Annotated in this window: 19 protein-coding genes; 6 read left to right on the top strand and 13 right to left on the bottom strand. The window is 69.9% G+C overall.

What is annotated here, in order from left to right; all coding sequences use genetic code 11:
- The first annotated feature begins 91 nt into the window (after positions 1-91).
- Positions 92-1,168, top strand: coding sequence for an AraC family transcriptional regulator (locus MUU77_RS10545; RefSeq protein WP_245086462.1), 1,077 nt, complete (start codon positions 92-94; stop codon positions 1,166-1,168).
- Between the two features lie 204 nt (positions 1,169-1,372).
- On the opposite strand, the gene MUU77_RS10540 is transcribed toward MUU77_RS10545, so the two are convergent.
- From MUU77_RS10540 to MUU77_RS10520, 5 genes are all read right to left on the bottom strand, one after another.
- A complete protein-coding gene (locus MUU77_RS10540) occupies positions 1,373-1,633 on the bottom strand; it encodes a hypothetical protein (RefSeq protein WP_245086459.1) in 261 nt (86 codons plus the stop codon).
- Positions 1,630-2,952, bottom strand: coding sequence for a TFIIB-type zinc ribbon-containing protein (locus MUU77_RS10535; RefSeq protein WP_245086456.1), 1,323 nt, complete (start codon positions 2,950-2,952; stop codon positions 1,630-1,632). Before MUU77_RS10535 ends, MUU77_RS10540 begins: the two co-directional genes overlap by 4 nt.
- Positions 2,953-2,966: 14 nt before the next feature.
- On the bottom strand, positions 2,967-4,115 hold the full coding sequence (locus MUU77_RS10530; RefSeq protein ID WP_245086453.1) for an SPFH domain-containing protein: 1,149 nt from the start codon (positions 4,113-4,115) through the stop codon (positions 2,967-2,969).
- 284 nt (positions 4,116-4,399) lie between these two features.
- A complete protein-coding gene (locus MUU77_RS10525; RefSeq protein ID WP_245086451.1) occupies positions 4,400-4,879 on the bottom strand; it encodes a VOC family protein in 480 nt (159 codons plus the stop codon).
- Positions 4,880-4,955: 76 nt separating this feature from the next.
- Positions 4,956-5,573, bottom strand: coding sequence for a dihydrofolate reductase family protein (locus MUU77_RS10520; RefSeq protein ID WP_245086449.1), 618 nt, complete (start codon positions 5,571-5,573; stop codon positions 4,956-4,958).
- A gap of 150 nt (positions 5,574-5,723) precedes the next feature.
- Between MUU77_RS10520 and MUU77_RS10515 the strand changes: the two genes are divergently transcribed.
- Positions 5,724-5,906 carry a DUF2892 domain-containing protein gene (locus MUU77_RS10515; RefSeq protein WP_245086446.1) on the top strand — a complete coding sequence of 61 codons (183 nt, stop codon included), beginning with the start codon at positions 5,724-5,726 and terminating at the stop codon, positions 5,904-5,906.
- Between the two features lie 109 nt (positions 5,907-6,015).
- Positions 6,016-7,014, top strand: a complete 999-nt coding sequence (locus MUU77_RS10510; RefSeq protein ID WP_245086443.1) for an LD-carboxypeptidase — start codon at positions 6,016-6,018, stop codon at positions 7,012-7,014.
- A gap of 18 nt (positions 7,015-7,032) precedes the next feature.
- Here the strand turns inward: MUU77_RS10510 and MUU77_RS10505 are convergent, their stop codons facing one another.
- The 5 genes from MUU77_RS10505 to MUU77_RS10485 all read right to left on the bottom strand — a co-directional run bounded on the left by MUU77_RS10505 (position 7,033) and on the right by MUU77_RS10485 (position 8,799).
- Positions 7,033-7,242, bottom strand: a complete 210-nt coding sequence (locus tag MUU77_RS10505) for a hypothetical protein (protein ID WP_245086439.1) — start codon at positions 7,240-7,242, stop codon at positions 7,033-7,035.
- A gap of 11 nt (positions 7,243-7,253) precedes the next feature.
- A complete protein-coding gene (locus MUU77_RS10500; protein ID WP_245086437.1) occupies positions 7,254-7,571 on the bottom strand; it encodes a YkgJ family cysteine cluster protein in 318 nt (105 codons plus the stop codon).
- Positions 7,572-7,851: 280 nt separating this feature from the next.
- Positions 7,852-8,163 (bottom strand): DUF6122 family protein, encoded by a 312-nt coding sequence (locus tag MUU77_RS10495; RefSeq protein ID WP_345779076.1) that lies wholly within the window; start codon positions 8,161-8,163, stop codon positions 7,852-7,854.
- A 13-nt stretch (positions 8,164-8,176) separates the two neighbouring features.
- Positions 8,177-8,647: a YaiI/YqxD family protein gene (locus MUU77_RS10490; RefSeq protein ID WP_245086431.1), complete on the bottom strand. Its 471-nt coding sequence runs from the start codon at positions 8,645-8,647 to the stop codon at positions 8,177-8,179.
- On the bottom strand, positions 8,644-8,799 hold the full coding sequence (locus MUU77_RS10485) for a hypothetical protein (protein WP_245086428.1): 156 nt from the start codon (positions 8,797-8,799) through the stop codon (positions 8,644-8,646). Before MUU77_RS10485 ends, MUU77_RS10490 begins: the two co-directional genes overlap by 4 nt.
- Before the next feature lie 296 nt (positions 8,800-9,095).
- On the opposite strand from MUU77_RS10485, the gene MUU77_RS10480 reads away from it, so the two are divergent.
- Positions 9,096-10,430, top strand: a complete 1,335-nt coding sequence (locus MUU77_RS10480; protein ID WP_245086425.1) for an alpha/beta hydrolase — start codon at positions 9,096-9,098, stop codon at positions 10,428-10,430.
- A 21-nt stretch (positions 10,431-10,451) separates the two neighbouring features.
- Here MUU77_RS10480 and MUU77_RS10475 read toward each other — a convergent pair whose 3' ends face one another.
- On the bottom strand, positions 10,452-12,281 hold the full coding sequence (locus tag MUU77_RS10475; RefSeq protein WP_245086422.1) for a PHB depolymerase family esterase: 1,830 nt from the start codon (positions 12,279-12,281) through the stop codon (positions 10,452-10,454).
- A gap of 169 nt (positions 12,282-12,450) precedes the next feature.
- Complete coding sequence (locus MUU77_RS10470) at positions 12,451-13,293, bottom strand: SAM-dependent methyltransferase (protein WP_245086419.1); 843 nt, start codon at positions 13,291-13,293, stop codon at positions 12,451-12,453.
- 125 nt (positions 13,294-13,418) lie between these two features.
- On the opposite strand from MUU77_RS10470, the gene MUU77_RS10465 reads away from it, so the two are divergent.
- On the top strand, positions 13,419-14,345 hold the full coding sequence (locus MUU77_RS10465; protein ID WP_245086416.1) for a M14 family metallocarboxypeptidase: 927 nt from the start codon (positions 13,419-13,421) through the stop codon (positions 14,343-14,345).
- Between the two features lie 95 nt (positions 14,346-14,440).
- On the top strand, positions 14,441-14,707 hold the full coding sequence (locus tag MUU77_RS10460; RefSeq protein ID WP_245086413.1) for a DksA/TraR family C4-type zinc finger protein: 267 nt from the start codon (positions 14,441-14,443) through the stop codon (positions 14,705-14,707).
- Between the two features lie 75 nt (positions 14,708-14,782).
- Here the strand turns inward: MUU77_RS10460 and MUU77_RS10455 are convergent, their stop codons facing one another.
- Positions 14,783-15,238: a PA2169 family four-helix-bundle protein gene (locus MUU77_RS10455; protein ID WP_245086410.1), complete on the bottom strand. Its 456-nt coding sequence runs from the start codon at positions 15,236-15,238 to the stop codon at positions 14,783-14,785.
- Positions 15,239-15,258 lie beyond the last annotated feature (20 nt).

The raw sequence follows: 15,258 nt of genomic DNA, 5'->3' as shown, positions 1-15,258 counted from the left end.
GCATTCAGCGTCGCGCAGGGCATGACCGATGGCGCTTGGCAGCCCAGGCCGCGCCGTTGCACGCTTCGGCCGTCATCAGGAGGGCGCGATCATGCAGGATTGGCAGGCCATCACCACCGGCGCCGCCGTCACGGTGGCGGTGGCGTCGCTGCTGGTGCTGGTAGGGCAACGCACCCGGCGCGATGCCGAGATCGTGTTCGCGGTGGTCAGCGGTTCGATGGCGTTGTCGCTGATGTCGCCCTGGATGGAGGGCGCGCCCGCGTGGATGCGCTGGGCGGTCGCGATCGGCGGCAGTGCGACCTGCAACGGTTTCTGGCTGGTATCGCGGGCGCTGTTCCGTGGCGAGGGCGGGGTGTCCCGCGTGCACGTGCTGGTCGCCGGCGGCGTGGCGCTGCTGATCGCGGCCTACCGGGGCGGCACGCTGGGCGCGCATGGCGCCGTGTCGCCGTGGGTGGCGGGCGTGGACAGCCTGCTGACGCTGGCCAGTTCCACCCTGCTGGCACTGACCTTCCTGGAAGCGCTGCGCGGCCGCTGGTCGTCGCTGCCACGCGCCGAACGCCGTCTGCGCGTGGCCTTCATGCTGCTGTTCGCCACCTGCGTGCTGACCGCCACGCTGCTGGGGGCGCTGGCCGCCGCCTGGCCGTCGCTGGCCTCGGTGCGGGCCGGGGTGGTCCCGCTGTGCGCGATGGCGATGATCCTGTTCACCCATGCCGCGCTGTGGCATCGCCGCCGTGCCCCGGTGGCAACGGTCGCGTCGCAGCCCACAACGCGCGCGACGCCCGGTCCGCTCAGCGACGAGGATGCGCGGCTGGCGCGCGCCCTGCAGCGCCAGCTCGACGTGCTGCAGGTGTACCGCGAGCACGAACTGAAAGTCGCCGATCTCGCCCATCGCATCGGCACCGCCGAACACCGGCTCAGCCGCCTGATCACCCAGGGGCTGGGCGAAAGGAACTTCAACCAGCTGATCAACCGCCACCGCATCGCATATGCCTGCGCGCGGCTGGCCGCTGCGGACGACGCCGCCACCATCCTCGACATCAGCGGCGATGCCGGCTTCGCCTCGCTGGGCCCGTTCAACCGCGCATTCAAGGCCGCGATGGGGTGCACCCCCACGGCATACCGCACTGCGCACCGCGCCACTGCGCGCGCAGAACCGGAGTTGTCGTAGCGGGAACCGCCGGCGTGCGAGGCTGCGCTTTTCGCAGACTGGGCTGCCCAACCCAGCGCGCTTCGTCGATCGAGCGTGGCACCTGGGTTTGCAAGCCGACCTGCGTGTCGCAGGGATCCTGCGATCCCAAGGATCGCGCGATGCTGGGTTGATGGCGCCAACCCGGCCTACGCAAGCGACATCCCGCCTGCGCAAACGGCCCCGTTAGCCGCTGTCGCCGCGAATGCGCTGCACCCGCTGGCGGTAGGCGTGGACATTGTCGCCCTCGATGCCGGAGCGCTGGGTGCCGCGGATCTCGTCGATCTTGCGGTCCGAGCCGGTGACCGGCTGGGCGACGACGTCGGTCTCCCGCTCGAAGGCGTGCGACTTGTCGGTGTTGCGGTAATAGCGGTACAGCGCCCAGTACAGCGCGCTGGCGCCCGCGGGGCCCAGTGCCAGCAGCCATAGACCGTTGTCGTCGCTCATGCGCCCGCCCAGATGATCGCGAGGGCGATGCCCTCCAGGAATGTGCCCACCGTCAGCGCGGCCAGCAGCAGCTTCCAGTGCTGCACGGGCACGCTGCCCATGGTTTCGCCGGTGCGGCCGTTGACCGCGATGTAGTGCAGCAGGCCGCCGTTCTTGCCGGGCTGGTGGTAGGAGTACAGCCACACCGGCAGGTACATCGACACCCAGCGCGTGCCGTGCACGTCCAGGCGTTCCTGTTCCCAGCGCACGCCGCGGTCGTAGCGGCGCACCGAATCCTCCACCTGCGCGCGGGCGATGGACAGCAACTGGTCCTCCAGGCGCGGGCGCAGCTGTTCCACGTCGGTGTCGCGCTTCTCCGAGGTGAAGCCGGACAGGTAGGAGGCGTTCCATTTCACCGCGTTCTTGGTGTCGAACGGGAGGATGGTGTTGATGATGTTCTGGGTGTGGACGGACGTATCGAGGTTGCCGCGTTCGCGCGAGGATTCCAGCGGCAGGTCGTCCACGGTGAAGTCCACCTGCCGCTCGACCTGGTAGAGGTCGGCGTCGTAGTAGGTCTTCTTGTTCTTGTCCGTGCCGCGCGTGTAGCGGCGGATCAGGACCTCGCCCTTGCCCGACACTTCGGCGCTGGCGTTGCCGTCCACGATCATGTAGGGCAGGTACACGCCCACCACGTTCTCGGGCGTGAACTGTTCCTTGAACGCCTTCAGGGCGAACATCCGCCGCTTGTCGACGAACTGGCGGATGCGCGCGACCGCGTCGTCCTTCCTGATATGGAACGGCAGCACCGCATCGGGCACGGCGCCGTTGGCGATCTGCTCGTTCACGCCGAACACGTGCCGGCACCAGTGGCAGCGCGCGGTCATCGCGTTCTCGGTGTTGACCGTGACCTCGGCGCCGCAGCCGGTGCACTTGAAGGTCATCAGCAGCGCGGCATCGGCATCGATGTCGCGTGCGCCGGAGGCGATGACCGTGCCGCGCAGCTCGGCATGGCCGGTGCCGAAGCCGAAGGCTTCCTCCACGCGCGCGCCGTCCCACTCGTGGCGGCAGTACAGGCAGACCAGCAGGTCGCTGCCGATCTTGTGGCGGATGTCGGTGGCGCCGCACTTCGGGCAGTGGTTCTGCCCGTCGCGCAGTTCGGCCGCGGCCGTGTCGATGGCGACCGGATCGGGCGCCTGCAGCTCGTCGCGGATGGCGTCGGGCAAGGTGGCGGGATCGACCGGGAAGGTGCCGGGCAGCGGCGGCACCTCCTGCGGGGAGCCGGGCCCCGTGGGCGGGGCCGGCGGCAGCGGCGGGGGCGCCGGACGGTTCGGGTTGGACATGGACGGTGTGCGGATTACAGGCCCAGAGCCTTCGCCTTCAGCGCGTCGTAGTCGGCCTGGGTAATCAGGCCCAGGTCGAGCATCTGCTTGGCCTTCTGCAGCTTGGCCACCGGATCGTCCGCGGCCGGGGCGGCCGGCGTGGCCGGCTGCTGCAGCCCGCCCACGCCCATCATGCCGGAGGCCATGCCGATGCCCATCAGGCCGGCCGCGCCGCCGTTCTCGCCGGCGGACTGGATGCCCTGGGCCACGCTGGCCTGCAGGTTGGAATTGCCGCGCGAACCGGCCAGCGCGTCGGCGCGCTGCACGGTCTTCAGCAGTTCACGGGTATTGGCGTCGTACTCGATGGAGACGATGGCGGTCTTGACGATGGCCAGGCCGCGGTCGGACTTCCACTGGTAGCCCTGTTCCACCGCCGCCGACAGGCTCTGCGCGAAGCCCAGCGAATCCTGCTGCAGCTTGGTGATGCGGTTGCCCTTGGACGGATCGTTGGTGTACAGGCTGAAGGCCGGCGCCAGCGAGCCCACCACTTCGTTGAACAGCTGGCTGGCGGCGGCGTTGTCCAGATCGGTGAAGTCGAACACCTTGCCCGGCTGCAGGTAGCTGGCCGGCACGAAGTTCTTCACGAACAGGATGGGGTCGACGATCTTCAGCGTGTAGGTGCCGCGGGTGATCGCGCCCACCTGGGTGTTGAGGAAGCCGTCGTCCCAGTAGATCTCGGACTGGGTGCCGAAGCGGTTGTCCGGCAGTTCCTTCAGCGAGACGAAGAAGGCCGCCTGCTGCGAGCCCGGCTGGCCGCCGAACTTGAAGCGTTCCCAGCTCTGGGTGATGAAGGTGGAGACCAGGCCGTCGCCGGCGAAGATCGACCTGGAGTTGATGTCGTCCGAACGCCATTCGTAACCGCCCGGCTCGGCGACGAAGGCGGTGATGGCGCCATCCTGCATCAGCAGCAGGCCGTAGCCCTCCGGCACGACGATCTTCGAGCCGTTGCTGATGATGTTCGACGAGCCGCTGGTGTTGGAGCCACGGCCGGCATTGGTGCCCTGCGGTACCGCGGCGAACAGCGCCGCCGTCGGCGGCAGGCCCGCCGGGACCGTGTAGAAATCCTTCCACTGGTCGCCCAGCACGCCACCGACCGCACCCACCACCGCCTGTACAAGACCCATGACATCGCTCCGTGATTCGTGGCGGGAAAGAGTGCCCGCCGACCGTGACCGAGTATACAGAGCGGTATGCGGCGGTCATGGCGCAGAGGTCATGCGCGGGACCTGCCGGAAGTCACCTGCCGGCGCGCGTCAACGGGCCTGGCGGACAGGCCGCAGGTCCACCGGCGGTGGCGACGCCTTCGCTCCGATCACCTCCGCAGCCGGGCGCTTCCGGCTGAGCGCCTGTTGGACGTCGGCCGCCATGCCTCCGGGGCCTGCGCCGAACGGGTTGGGGGACGCGCGCCTCAGCCGCGGATGGCGGCCTGGATCTTCGCGATATCGATCCTGCCCATCGTCATCATGGCTTCGAACGCGCGCCTGGCGACGCTGCGGTCGGGATGGGCCATGGCGTCGGTCAGCACGCGCGGGGTGATCTGCCAGCTCAGGCCCCATTTGTCCTTGCACCAGCCACAGGCACTCTCGCGGCCGCCGTTGCCGACGATGGCGTTCCACAGGCGGTCGGTCTCCTCCTGGTCGTCGGTGGCGATCTGGAACGAAAACGCTTCGCTGTGGGTGAAGGCAGCGCCGCCGTTCAGGCCGATGCAGGGGATGCCGCAGACGGTGAACTCCACCGTCAGCACGTCGCCTTCCTTGCCGCTGGGATAGTCGGCCGGCGCGCGGTGCACGGCCTGCACCCGGCTGTCGGGGAAGGTGGCGGCGTAGAAGCGGGCGGCTTCTTCGGCGCTATGGTCGAACCACAGGCAGAGGGTGTTCTTCGGGGTCATGGAGCGCTCCAGGGTTGGGGAAGCGAGGGCAGATCATCGCGTCCGTGGGAAAGACAGGGTGAGGCGGGCGGCGGGCTCAGCCGTCGGCGAACGAGCCGGTGCGGACATCGCCCTGGCGTTCGTAGCGGCTGACGACCACGCCGGTCGGCGTGGCGCGCGTGCCGGCCAGGCGGAAGGCGGCCGCCTGCGCATCGTCGTTGAACAACCGCTTGCCGCGGCCCAGCACGATCGGATAGACCAGCAACCGCAATTCGTCGACGACATCGCGGGCCAGCAGCTGGTGCAGCAGCGCGCTGCTGCCCTGGGTCACCAGGTCGGGGCCGTCGCTGCGCTTGAGCGTGCGCAGCGCGTCGACCACCTCGCCGTCCAGCGCATGGCTGTGCGCCCACGCCAGGGTGTCCGGGCGATGCGTGGCGACGTGTTTCGTGGCCGCGTTGAAGGCATCGGCGATGGCGCCATGCGGGGCATCGCTGGCGACCTGCGGCCAGTAACCGGCGAAGATGTCGTAGGTGTGGCGTCCCAGGACCAGTGCGAAGGGACGGGTGAACAGGCCATCCATCGCTTCGCCGTCGCTGGCGTAGGGCCAGGCCCAACCGCCCAGGGCGAAGCCGCCGCTGCGGTCTTCGCCAGGGCCGCCGGGGGCCTGGATCACGCCATCAAGACTGATCATGACGGCGGCGATGAGCTTGCGCATGGGAGGTTTCCGTGCGGATCGGTGGGGTCCGCCCTGCATGAGCGACGAGCGGGGCAGGGCGGATTCGACACGGCGCGGAGTTGATCGCGATCAATGCCGGCCGGTCGTGGCGCGCGCATGCTGTGCCCATCATCGGAGGAGGGTGCGCAGATGAAGGCGAACGTAGGCGGTTTCGACAAATGGGCCCGCATCGTGGTGGGGGTGCTGCTGATCGGCTGGGTGCTCGCGGGCGGACCGGTCTGGGCGTGGGTCGGCGTGGTGCCGCTGGTCACCGGCCTGTTCAATTTCTGCCCGCTGTACCGGCTGCTGGGCGTCAACACCTGCAAGCGCTGACGGGGACGCTCCCACGCCGGCTTGTTAAGCTGCCTGCTGTCCATCCACAGGCAGCGCCATGCGCAGACGACATTTCCTCGGGACCGCGGCACTGGCGGCCACTTCCTTGATGCTGCCGTGGGGCGGCGGCGCCCAGGCGTTCGCGGCCGCGCCGCGCAGGCGCCTGCTGCCGCCGGCACTGAATCCCGGCGACACCGTCGGCCTGGTCAGCCCGTCGGCCGCCACCGACGAGCCGCTGGACCTGCAGCTGGCGCAGGAAGCGATGGAGGCCCTGGGCCTGAAGGTGAAGGTGGGGCCGCATCTGGGGGCGCGGCGCGGGCATCTGGCCGGCAGCGACGCCGAGCGCGCGGGCGACCTCAACGCCATGTTCGCCGACGGCGAGGTCAAGGCGATCGTCTGCGCACGCGGCGGCTCGGGTGCGGCGCGCCTGCTGTCATTGCTGGACTACGCGGCCATCCGCCGCCATCCGAAGATCCTGCTGGGGTATTCGGACATCACCGCGCTGCACAACGCGCTGCTGTCGCAGGCCGGGCTGGTCAGCTTCCACGGCCCCATCGGCATCGGCAGCTGGAACAGCTTCAATGCCGACCAGTTCCGTCGCGTGTTCTTCCAGCGCGAACAGATGGAATACCGCAACAGCACCGACAAGGGCGACGAACTGGTGCAACGCCGCAACCGCACCGTCACCATCACCGGCGGCAAGGCGCAGGGCGAACTGGTGGGTGGCAACCTGTCGGTGCTGGTGGCGCTGGCCGGCTCGCCGTACCTGCCGGATTTCCGCGGCAAGATCCTGTTCCTGGAGGACGTGTCCGAAGCGCCGTACCGCATCGACCGCATGCTCAGCACGCTGCGGCTGATGGGTGCGCTGGACCAGGTGGCCGGCGTGATCTTCGGCGAGTGCACCGAGTGCGACCCGGGCAACGGCTACGGCTCGCTGACGCTGCCGGAGATCTTCGACGACTACTTCAAGCCCCTGAAGATCCCTGCCTACCGGGGTGCGATGATCGGCCACATCCGCCAGCAGTTCATCGTGCCGGTCGGCGGCCGGGTGGAAATGGACGCCGACGCTGGCACGTTCCGGATGCTGGAGCCGGTGTTCGCCGGCTGACCCTGCCAGGCAGCGGCGCTAGACGGACTTCTTCCGCCAGGACAGCGTGGTGCCCAGGACCTCGATGGTGCCGCCGGCCTGGCGGAAGGCGTCCAGGTCCGCGGCGATGACATCGTGGGTCAGGGCGCCGCGATCGCCGGTGGGGCGGCGCGCGAAGGCGCGGCTCGCACCGCGGGAGGCATCGGTTGCGGGGGCGCCATCGGGCGCGGTCTTGCGGGGGCGGGCCATGGGGGCTCCTGTCAGTACAAGATGAGAGGGATGCCGCGTGAGGTGCGGTCGAGGTAGTCCTCGCGCACGTCGCGGCAGTAGGGGCCCGACATCACGAAGCGGCGGCAGGTGTCGGGGCGTGTGGCATAGATGGAGCAGTGCATGTGCGCGGCGTCGATGGCCACGCACCAGCCCTCCTCGTCGCGCGCCATCACGTGCAGCCCGGCGTCGGTATGCGTGGTCAGGTGCGCGGGAATGCGGTCTTCCGGCTGCAGTACCACGGTCAGGCGGCAGCACACCGCATCGCAGCGCGCGCACAGCGGGACCGCGGCTGCGGCAACGGCATTCATGCGGGCACCGGGGACCGGCGCGGCGAGGCGGCGCCAGCCGCGGGACGGGAAACGAGGGACAGCGGTGTGGCCGGCATGGGGCGCTCCCGGAAGGGCGTCTGCCCGGCGGGGCCTGACGCATGGAGGAAAGCGCAGCGGGCGAACGTTGTCGGCGGTCGGACGGGACGCAGAAAGTGAAGCCCGCCCATCCTACGCGCTTGTGACCCGCCTTGCCCGCCCAGGGCGCCCGGACCTGAACGTGCCGGTCAGACTCCGGCCCGGTTCGGCGGGAGGGAAGGGGCTACATCAGCAGGCAATCCATCCCGTCCAGCGCGATATGGACCAGCAGGCCGATGCCGAACCAGCGGGTCTTCTTCGGCACGGTCAGGCCGGCATACACCGCGATTGCGGGCCAGGCATGCAGCGGGTGGAAGCCGAGGCTGCAACGGCCGGGCGCATAGACCGGGTCGGCGAGCAGGTGGTCCAGGTCGATCACCCAGGCCGCGAGCATCCACAGCGCCGCGCGTTTCCAGTCCTTCGGCCAGAACAGCCGCGCCACCGCCAGCGGCACGATGACGTGCAGGACCAGGTGGAGGACGGGGCGGAACGGCAGATCGGGCATCGGCTCAGCGCCTGGCGGCCAGCCAGCGGTCCAGCTGGCTGGCGAACGCCTGGCGGTCGCGCGCGTTGAACGCGGCCGGGCCGCCGGTCTGCACGCCGGCGCCGCGCAGCTCGTCCATGAAGTTCCGCATCGACAGGCGCTCGGCGATGTTGTCCGGCGTGTAACGGTCGCCGCGCGGGTTGATCGCCTGGGCGCCGTTGGCCAGCACGCGCGCCGCCAGCGGGATGTCCTGGGTGACCACCAGGTCGCCGCTGCGCGCCCGCTCGGCGATGGCGTCGTCGGCCACGTCATAACCGCCCTGCACCTGCAGCGCGCGGATGAAGCGCGAGGGTGGGGTGCGCAACCACTGGTTGGCGACCAGGGTGACCTGCACCTGGGCGCGCTCGGCGGCGCGGAACAGGATGTCCTTCACCGGGCCCGGGCAGGCATCGGCATCCACCCAGACCTGCGGTGCCGTGGGGGTGCCCTCACTCATTCGGTGGCGGCGTCGGATCCGGTCGCATCGGGATTGGCGTCGGGACGGGCCGCATCGCGCTCGGCGCGCTTCTTGGCGTCCTTTTCGTCTTTCTTCTTTTTCTTGGCCAGTTCGCGCTGGCGTTTTTCGAAGGAGTAGTTGGGTTTTGCCATGGGCAGGGGGTATCCGGAAGTAAGGAGGAGACGGATCAGCTGGGCGGTCCGCAGGCGTACACGATAGCCCGCATTACCGCCGGGCGTGCGGGGACGGGGGCCAAACGCCTGTTTTCAAGGACTTCGCACCGCCGCGGGCACCTGCCAGGTCGCCGGAATGCGCGGGCCGGCGCACAGAAGGCAGGGGCGCCGGCGTTCGCGCCGCCCTTGCGGGCTGCTATACCATCGCTGCGCGGGCCGTCCCCGGGGGACGTGGACGGCCATGGCGTCCTTCGATGGGGTGATGAATGCGGCGAATGCTCTGCCTGTTGCTGGCGGCCCTGGTGCTGGCCGGCTGTTCGAAACGCGTCGTCCATGAGCCGCCGCCTCCGCCCGAGGAGATCCCGGCACCGCCGCCTCCAGCGCCACCACCACCACCACTTCCTCCACCGCCGCCGCCGCCGCCGCCGCCGCCGCCGTCTTCAAGCAGCCCGGCCGAAGCCGCTGCGCGCGCCGAGGCCGCGCGGCGGGCGGCAGCGGAAGCGGCAGCCCGCGCCCGGCAGGAACGCGCGGCGGACAGCGAGCGGCAGGCTGCCGAGCGGGCCGCGCGGGAACGCGAGGCCGCGCAGTCCGGCAGGCCGCCACGACAGGATTTCGTCGACGTCGACGTGTTCTACGCCACCAACCGCGCGCCCGCGGCGGCGTTCGCCAGCCTGCCGCCGGGCGACCGCTACACGGCCGCGCCGGCGCGCCAACTGGCCTACGGCACGGCACGCATCAGCATCCCGAAGTCGCACGTGGCGGGCGAGCTGGAATCGCCGCGCTGGTACCTGCTGGAATTCAAGGAGGATCCCAAGCAGCACATCATCCTGAAGGACGTGGCGCGGCTGGAGAAGTCGCCGTTCTTCGCCCGCCTGTACGAGCGCGTGGGCGCATCCCGCGGGCACAACGCCTTCGTCTTCATGCACGGCTACAACGTCAGCTTCCGCGATGCCGCCCGGCGCACGGCGCAGTTGGCGTACGACCTGCGTTTCGACGGCGCGCCGGTGTTCTACAGCTGGCCGTCGCAGGCGGCACTGGCGGGCTACTTCACCGACGAGCAGACGATCGCGCGCTCGGTACCCATGATCGAGGGCTTCCTGGCCGACATGGCCGACCGTTCCGGTGCGCAGAACCTTTACATCATCGGCCACAGCATGGGCACGCGCGGGCTGACCCAGGCCTTGCGCAACCTGGTGGCGAAGCGGCCCGACCTGCGCGGGCGCTTCCGCGGCATCATCCTGGCCGCACCGGACATCGATGCGCAGGTGTTCCGCACCGAACTCGCGCCCGCCCTGCAGCAGGCAAGCGGGCGCGTCACCCTCTACGCCTCGTCGGAGGACCTGGCGCTGAAGGCGTCCAAGCAGGTCAACCGCGGGCCGCGCGCCGGCGACACCAGCGAAGGCGTGGTGCTGGTGAGCGGCGTGGACACCATCGACGTCTCCGGCGTGGACCAGAGCATGCTGGCGCACTCCTACTTCATGGAGTCGGACAAGGTGATGGGCGACATCCGCGAGATGTTCCGCGCCAACCAGCCCGCGGCGCGGCGCAAGCCGCTGCAGTCGGTGAAGCTGGGGGCAGGCATGTTCTGGAAGATCATGCCGCCGCCATGATGCGGCGGCAGGCCTCGCAGGTCAGGGCAGCGTGTAGGTGACCGAGAGTTTGGCGGTCGCACCGCGGTCGATCCACACGTAGTGCGTCGCGGTGGGGTTGGCGGCGAAGCGCAACTTCAGCTGGGTGCGGCCGGTGCGGTCGATCGCCGCACGCCCGGCGGTGTCGAACACGGTGCTGGTCTGGTTGCCGCCGCTGAAGGCCGGCACCTGCGCACTGTGGGTCGTGGTCGTGGCGGCCGCCCAGTCCGCCGCTTCGATGGTGCATGTCCCCAGGTAGCCGCTGTGCACGTCGACCACCAGCGTGTTGCCGGCGGGATTGCTCCATGGGTCGCCGCTCGCGCTGCGATAGGCCACGGTCAGCGTGGCCGAGGTGACCACGGCGTTGTCCGGCAGCGACGAGGTATCGAAGGACAGCACCGTGCGATTGTGGTTGCCGTCGGTGCCGCGACCGATCGCCAGGCCGTAGTAGGCCTCCAACGTGCCCACGGCGGGGCTGCCGCCGCTCGCGCTGGCCTTCACGTAGCCGTCGTTGGCGTCCTGGTTGTTGAACACGACGGTGACCGGCGCGCCGCCGCCGGTGCCGCCGCTGACGCCCACGTTCACCGCGGCCGACGTGCCGGTGTTGCCGGCGAGGTCGAGCGCGCGCGCCTGCAGCACGTGCGCACCGTCGCTGGTGCCGCTGCTGTTCCAGGCCAGGCTGTAGGGCGCGCTGGCATCGCTGCCCAACAGGGCACCGTCCAGCAGGAAGTCCACGCGCGCCACGCCGATGTCGTCGCTGGCCGTGGCCGCCAGCGTCACCGTGCCGCTGACGGCGGCGCCATCGACGGGCGAGGTCAGGGCCACGGTCGGCGGCACGCCGTCCAGGTCGTCCAGGCCGAAGAAACGGGCGATGTGGTAGCTGGAGCAGATGTTCGCGTCCAGGATGTAGGCGCCCGCCGTGCCGCATTGCGTTTCGCCGGTGCCCGGATCGACGGGGGTGCCGTGGCCCATGCCGGTGATGACATAGGTCTCCACCCTGGCGTTGCCGGCCGCGTCCTTGTAGACCTTGTGCGGATAGCCGCTGACGGTGTCGGTGGCGTCGGCCACGGTGTCGATGCCGTGCACGTCGGCCCACTGGTCCAGGCTCTCGGCCAGGTTGGCCGGGCGCACCACGTAGTCGGCATCGCCATGCCAGATCGAGACGATCGGCCACGGCCCGGTCCAGCCGCTGGCGGCGCGTACCTTCGCGCCCCATTGCGCCGGCGTCAGGTCGCTGCCGGGATTCATGCAGCCGAAGGCCGCGGTCTGGGTGGTCGCGCAGCGGTAAGGGATGCCCGCCACGATCGCGCCGCCGGCGAACACGTCGGGGTAGGTGGCCAGCATCACCGAGGTCATCGCGCCGCCGGCGGACAGGCCGGTGACGTAGACGCGCGCGGGATCGATCGCGTGGTCGGCGATCATGCGGTCGACCATCTGCCTGATCGACAGCGGTTCGCCCTGGCCACGCGTGGTGTCGGCGGTCTCGAACCAGTTGAAGCAGCGGCTGCTGTTGTTGCCGGTCTGCTGCTCGGGCAGCAGCAGGGCGAAGCCGAAGCGGTTGGCCAGCAGTTCCCAGCCCGTCTCGGCGTCGTAGTTGGACGCGGACTGCGCGCAGCCATGCAGCGCCACCACCAGCGGCGCATCCGCCGGCAGGCCGGCGGGAACGTACTTGTGCATGCGCAGGTTGCCGGGATTGCTGCCGAAGCCGGTGACTTCGGTCAGCGCCAGCGCAGGGCCGCTGGCCAGCAGCAGGAGCAGGGAAGCGAGCACCAGGCCCGTGCCGTGCGCACGGGAACGCGGAGCGGAACCACACAACAGCGCAGCGATCGACATCGACGGCACCTCCGGTGTGAAGTGCCGGCAGTGGGCCACAAGCCCCCGCGCGGGGGCATTGGCCAAAGGGGAAAGCTGCAACGCACCATCGCGCAAGCGTGATGCCCGTCTTCGGGGCACGCAGGTGCGGGGCCGGACCTGGCCGGCGTGAAGGCCGGTCTGGATGCCGTCAGCGGCGCACGCCGGCCACGCCGTCCAATGCCCGTTCCGCCTTGAATCCGGCCTTCTCCAGCCGCTTCGCCACCTCGCCCGGCACGTCCCGCCCGCTGGTGAGCCTGTTGGGACTGCCGGTGTAGTGGAACAGCCTGCCGCCACGGCGCAGCACGCGCGCCAGCTGGTCGTAGAACGCCTGCGAATACAGTTCTCCGGCGATGCCGAAGCGCGGCGGATCGTGCAGCACGGCATCGATGGACGCATCGGCGACGGCGGCGATGGCGTGCGACACATCGGCCTGCGCCAGTTCCAGACGACCGCCGTGCTCGGGTGCGTCCGGGTCCGGCGACCACGGGTTGAGGCTCCGCAGCCACAGCACGTCCTCGTTCTTTTCGAACGAGCGGATACGTGCGGCACCGGCCGTCAGGCAGCAGGCGGCGAAGTATCCCAGGCCGCCGCAGGTATCCAGTACCGCCTTGCCGCGCGGTTCGACCAGCGCGACCTTGCGCCGCGCATCGTCCAGCGGCGATTCCTTCGAGGTCGGCAGCATCTTGATGCCGTCGATCTCGAACGTGGGCACGCCCCATCCGGTGGGCACCAGCTTGATCAGCGAGCCCGCATAGCGCGACACCGGCGCGAAGTCCTCGCCATCCCACCAGTACAGCGTCCGGTCCTTGAGCGTGCCTGGATACGGGTAGGCGATCCCGTGCCAGCGCCAGCCGTCTTGCTCCAGCAGCGCCTCGCCCTGGGTACGGCCGAGGTCGAGCGAGCCCGCCCAGTGCGCCTGGCCACGATCATGGGCGGCGAGCAAGGCGAGGGCGGTGTCGCGGGTCAGCAGGGGGCCGGTGTAGCGGGGCATAGAAGCGTCATGCGCAGCAAGCAGTTCCGCATTTTCGCCGCGATGGCCCGTGGAGGACAGTGCATCCGGCATCGCGGACCCCGCTGGTATAGTGCGGGCCCCTCGATCCGCACGCCGACGTCGCCATGAACCTGCCAGAGCGCTTCCATCCCATCGGTACCCCGGGCCAGCCGTGGGGCGCGGCAGAAAAGGCGCTGTGGCGCGCGCAGCAGCGCGTGCGGCGCCGGTACGTGGACGATGTCGGCATGGCGGTCGACGCATTGCGCGGGCGCTTCGACGTGCGGCAGTACGGCACGATCGACTATGGTCCCGGCGAAACCTATCCGCTGCACGCGGTCCGCAGCCGCGACTGGGACGATGCGCTGCCGCTGATGCTGGTCACCGGCGGCGTGCACGGGTACGAGACCAGTGGCGTGCATGGCGCGCTGCAGTTCCTCGAACAGCGCGCCGGCGACTATGCGGGCAGGGCCAACCTGCTGGTGGTGCCGTGCGTCAGTCCGTGGGGCTACGAGCGCATCCATCGCTGGAATGCCGATGCGCTGGACCCCAACCGTTCCTTCCGTGCCGGCAGTCCCGCGCAGGAGTCGGCGGCGCTGATGGCCCTGGTCGAGCCGCTCAGGGAGCGGGTGCTGATGCATATCGACCTGCATGAAACCACCGACAGCGACGAATCCGAGTTCCGCCCCGCGCTGGCCGCGCGCGACGGCAAGCCGTTCGAGCCGGGCGGGATCCCGGACGGGTTCTACCTGGTGGACGACAGCGAGCGCCGGCAGCCGGCGTTCCAGCGCGCGGTGATCGCCGCGGTGGCCGCCGTCACCCACATCGCGCCGGCCGACGCGCGGGGCCAGATCATCGGTTCGCCGGTGGTGGCCGAAGGCGTGATCGAGTATCCGGTCAGGTCGCTCGGCCTGTGCACCGGCATCACCGATGCGCGCTACACCACCATCACCGAGGTCTATCCGGACAGCCCGAAGGCCACGCCGCAGCAGTGCAACGATGCCCAGGTGGCCGCGGTGGTGGCGGCGATCGATTACGCCCTGGCGAACGCTTGAAGCGGGACCTTCGCGACCCCATCCTGACGGGTGAAGACCCGGGTCCGAGGGTGGCGTAAGCTGGACCCGCGACCCGGATCCGCGAGGAGACGACCATGGCAACCGGATGGGCCGGCGATGGCGCCGTGCAGGACCAGATCGATGCGACCGTCAAGGACGGCATCGAACGCGCGCGCCGCGCATTGCCCCAGGGCCCCAGCCTGACCCACTGCGAGGAATGCGGGAAGCCGATTCCCGCTGCGCGGCAGAAGGCCGTGCCCGGCGTACGGCTGTGCGTGGCCTGCCAGGAGGCGGCGGACGCGGAGGCCCAGGGCATCGCCACCTACAACCGCCGCGGCAGCAAGGACAGCCAGCTGCGCTGACCCGCTGGCGGTCACCCTGCGCACGACAGAAGCCCCGCATCGGCGGGGCTTCTGTCGTCATGCAGCGGGCCTGGATCAGCTGGCGCGCTTCAGCACCTGCTTGCGATCGCGCATGACGTTGTGGCACTCGCGCACGCTGGGCAGCAGCGCCTGCGCCTCGGCGCGCGCGGCGGCAGGGGTGTCGTCGTCGCCGATGGTCTCGTTGAAGGCCTTCAGCAGGCGGTCTTCGGATTCTTCCAGCTCGGCGACGTAGCCATAGGTGGTGTCGCCCAGCGCGGCGCGGACCTTGGCGTAGAACTGCTGCATGCTGCCCACCATCGTGCCGTGCTCGGCGGGCTCGCCACCGGCGGAGGCCACCACGGCGCTGAGGCGGGCCACGATGTCCTGTTTCACGCCCGCGATCCGCATGAACAGCGCGGACAGTTCGGCATCCTTCACCTTGCCGGCGGCTTCGGTGTAGAAGTCGTGCCCGTCGCGCGCGATCTCGATCAGATCGTTGAGGCTGTGCTGGATCTTCTTCTGCGTGTTCATGAGAACTCCTTTAGGGGAAT

Origin of the sequence: Pseudoxanthomonas sp. F37 (assembly GCF_022965755.1) — a bacterium.
Classification (GTDB): domain Bacteria; phylum Pseudomonadota; class Gammaproteobacteria; order Xanthomonadales; family Xanthomonadaceae; genus Pseudoxanthomonas_A.
The sequence above is the reverse complement of the archived record's forward strand: the minus strand, read 5'-3'. Positions and strand labels throughout refer to the sequence as shown.

Excerpts from the sequence above, each read along its gene's own strand:
- MUU77_RS10545 (WP_245086462.1), top strand. The coding sequence starts at position 92 with ATGCAGGATTGGCAGGCCATCACCACCGGCGCCGCCGTCACGGTGGCG.
- MUU77_RS10540 (WP_245086459.1), bottom strand. The coding sequence starts at position 1,633 with ATGAGCGACGACAACGGTCTATGGCTGCTGGCACTGGGCCCCGCGGGC.
- MUU77_RS10535 (WP_245086456.1), bottom strand. The coding sequence starts at position 2,952 with ATGTCCAACCCGAACCGTCCGGCGCCCCCGCCGCTGCCGCCGGCCCCG.
- MUU77_RS10530 (WP_245086453.1), bottom strand. The coding sequence starts at position 4,115 with ATGGGTCTTGTACAGGCGGTGGTGGGTGCGGTCGGTGGCGTGCTGGGC.
- MUU77_RS10525 (WP_245086451.1), bottom strand. The coding sequence starts at position 4,879 with ATGACCCCGAAGAACACCCTCTGCCTGTGGTTCGACCATAGCGCCGAA.
- MUU77_RS10520 (WP_245086449.1), bottom strand. The coding sequence starts at position 5,573 with ATGCGCAAGCTCATCGCCGCCGTCATGATCAGTCTTGATGGCGTGATC.
- MUU77_RS10515 (WP_245086446.1), top strand. The coding sequence starts at position 5,724 with ATGAAGGCGAACGTAGGCGGTTTCGACAAATGGGCCCGCATCGTGGTG.
- MUU77_RS10510 (WP_245086443.1), top strand. The coding sequence starts at position 6,016 with ATGCTGCCGTGGGGCGGCGGCGCCCAGGCGTTCGCGGCCGCGCCGCGC.
- MUU77_RS10505 (WP_245086439.1), bottom strand. The coding sequence starts at position 7,242 with ATGGCCCGCCCCCGCAAGACCGCGCCCGATGGCGCCCCCGCAACCGAT.
- MUU77_RS10500 (WP_245086437.1), bottom strand. The coding sequence starts at position 7,571 with ATGAATGCCGTTGCCGCAGCCGCGGTCCCGCTGTGCGCGCGCTGCGAT.
- MUU77_RS10490 (WP_245086431.1), bottom strand. The coding sequence starts at position 8,647 with ATGAGTGAGGGCACCCCCACGGCACCGCAGGTCTGGGTGGATGCCGAT.
- MUU77_RS10485 (WP_245086428.1), bottom strand. The coding sequence starts at position 8,799 with ATGGCAAAACCCAACTACTCCTTCGAAAAACGCCAGCGCGAACTGGCC.
- MUU77_RS10480 (WP_245086425.1), top strand. The coding sequence starts at position 9,096 with ATGCTCTGCCTGTTGCTGGCGGCCCTGGTGCTGGCCGGCTGTTCGAAA.
- MUU77_RS10475 (WP_245086422.1), bottom strand. The coding sequence starts at position 12,281 with ATGTCGATCGCTGCGCTGTTGTGTGGTTCCGCTCCGCGTTCCCGTGCG.
- MUU77_RS10470 (WP_245086419.1), bottom strand. The coding sequence starts at position 13,293 with ATGCCCCGCTACACCGGCCCCCTGCTGACCCGCGACACCGCCCTCGCC.
- MUU77_RS10465 (WP_245086416.1), top strand. The coding sequence starts at position 13,419 with ATGAACCTGCCAGAGCGCTTCCATCCCATCGGTACCCCGGGCCAGCCG.
- MUU77_RS10460 (WP_245086413.1), top strand. The coding sequence starts at position 14,441 with ATGGCAACCGGATGGGCCGGCGATGGCGCCGTGCAGGACCAGATCGAT.
- MUU77_RS10455 (WP_245086410.1), bottom strand. The coding sequence starts at position 15,238 with ATGAACACGCAGAAGAAGATCCAGCACAGCCTCAACGATCTGATCGAG.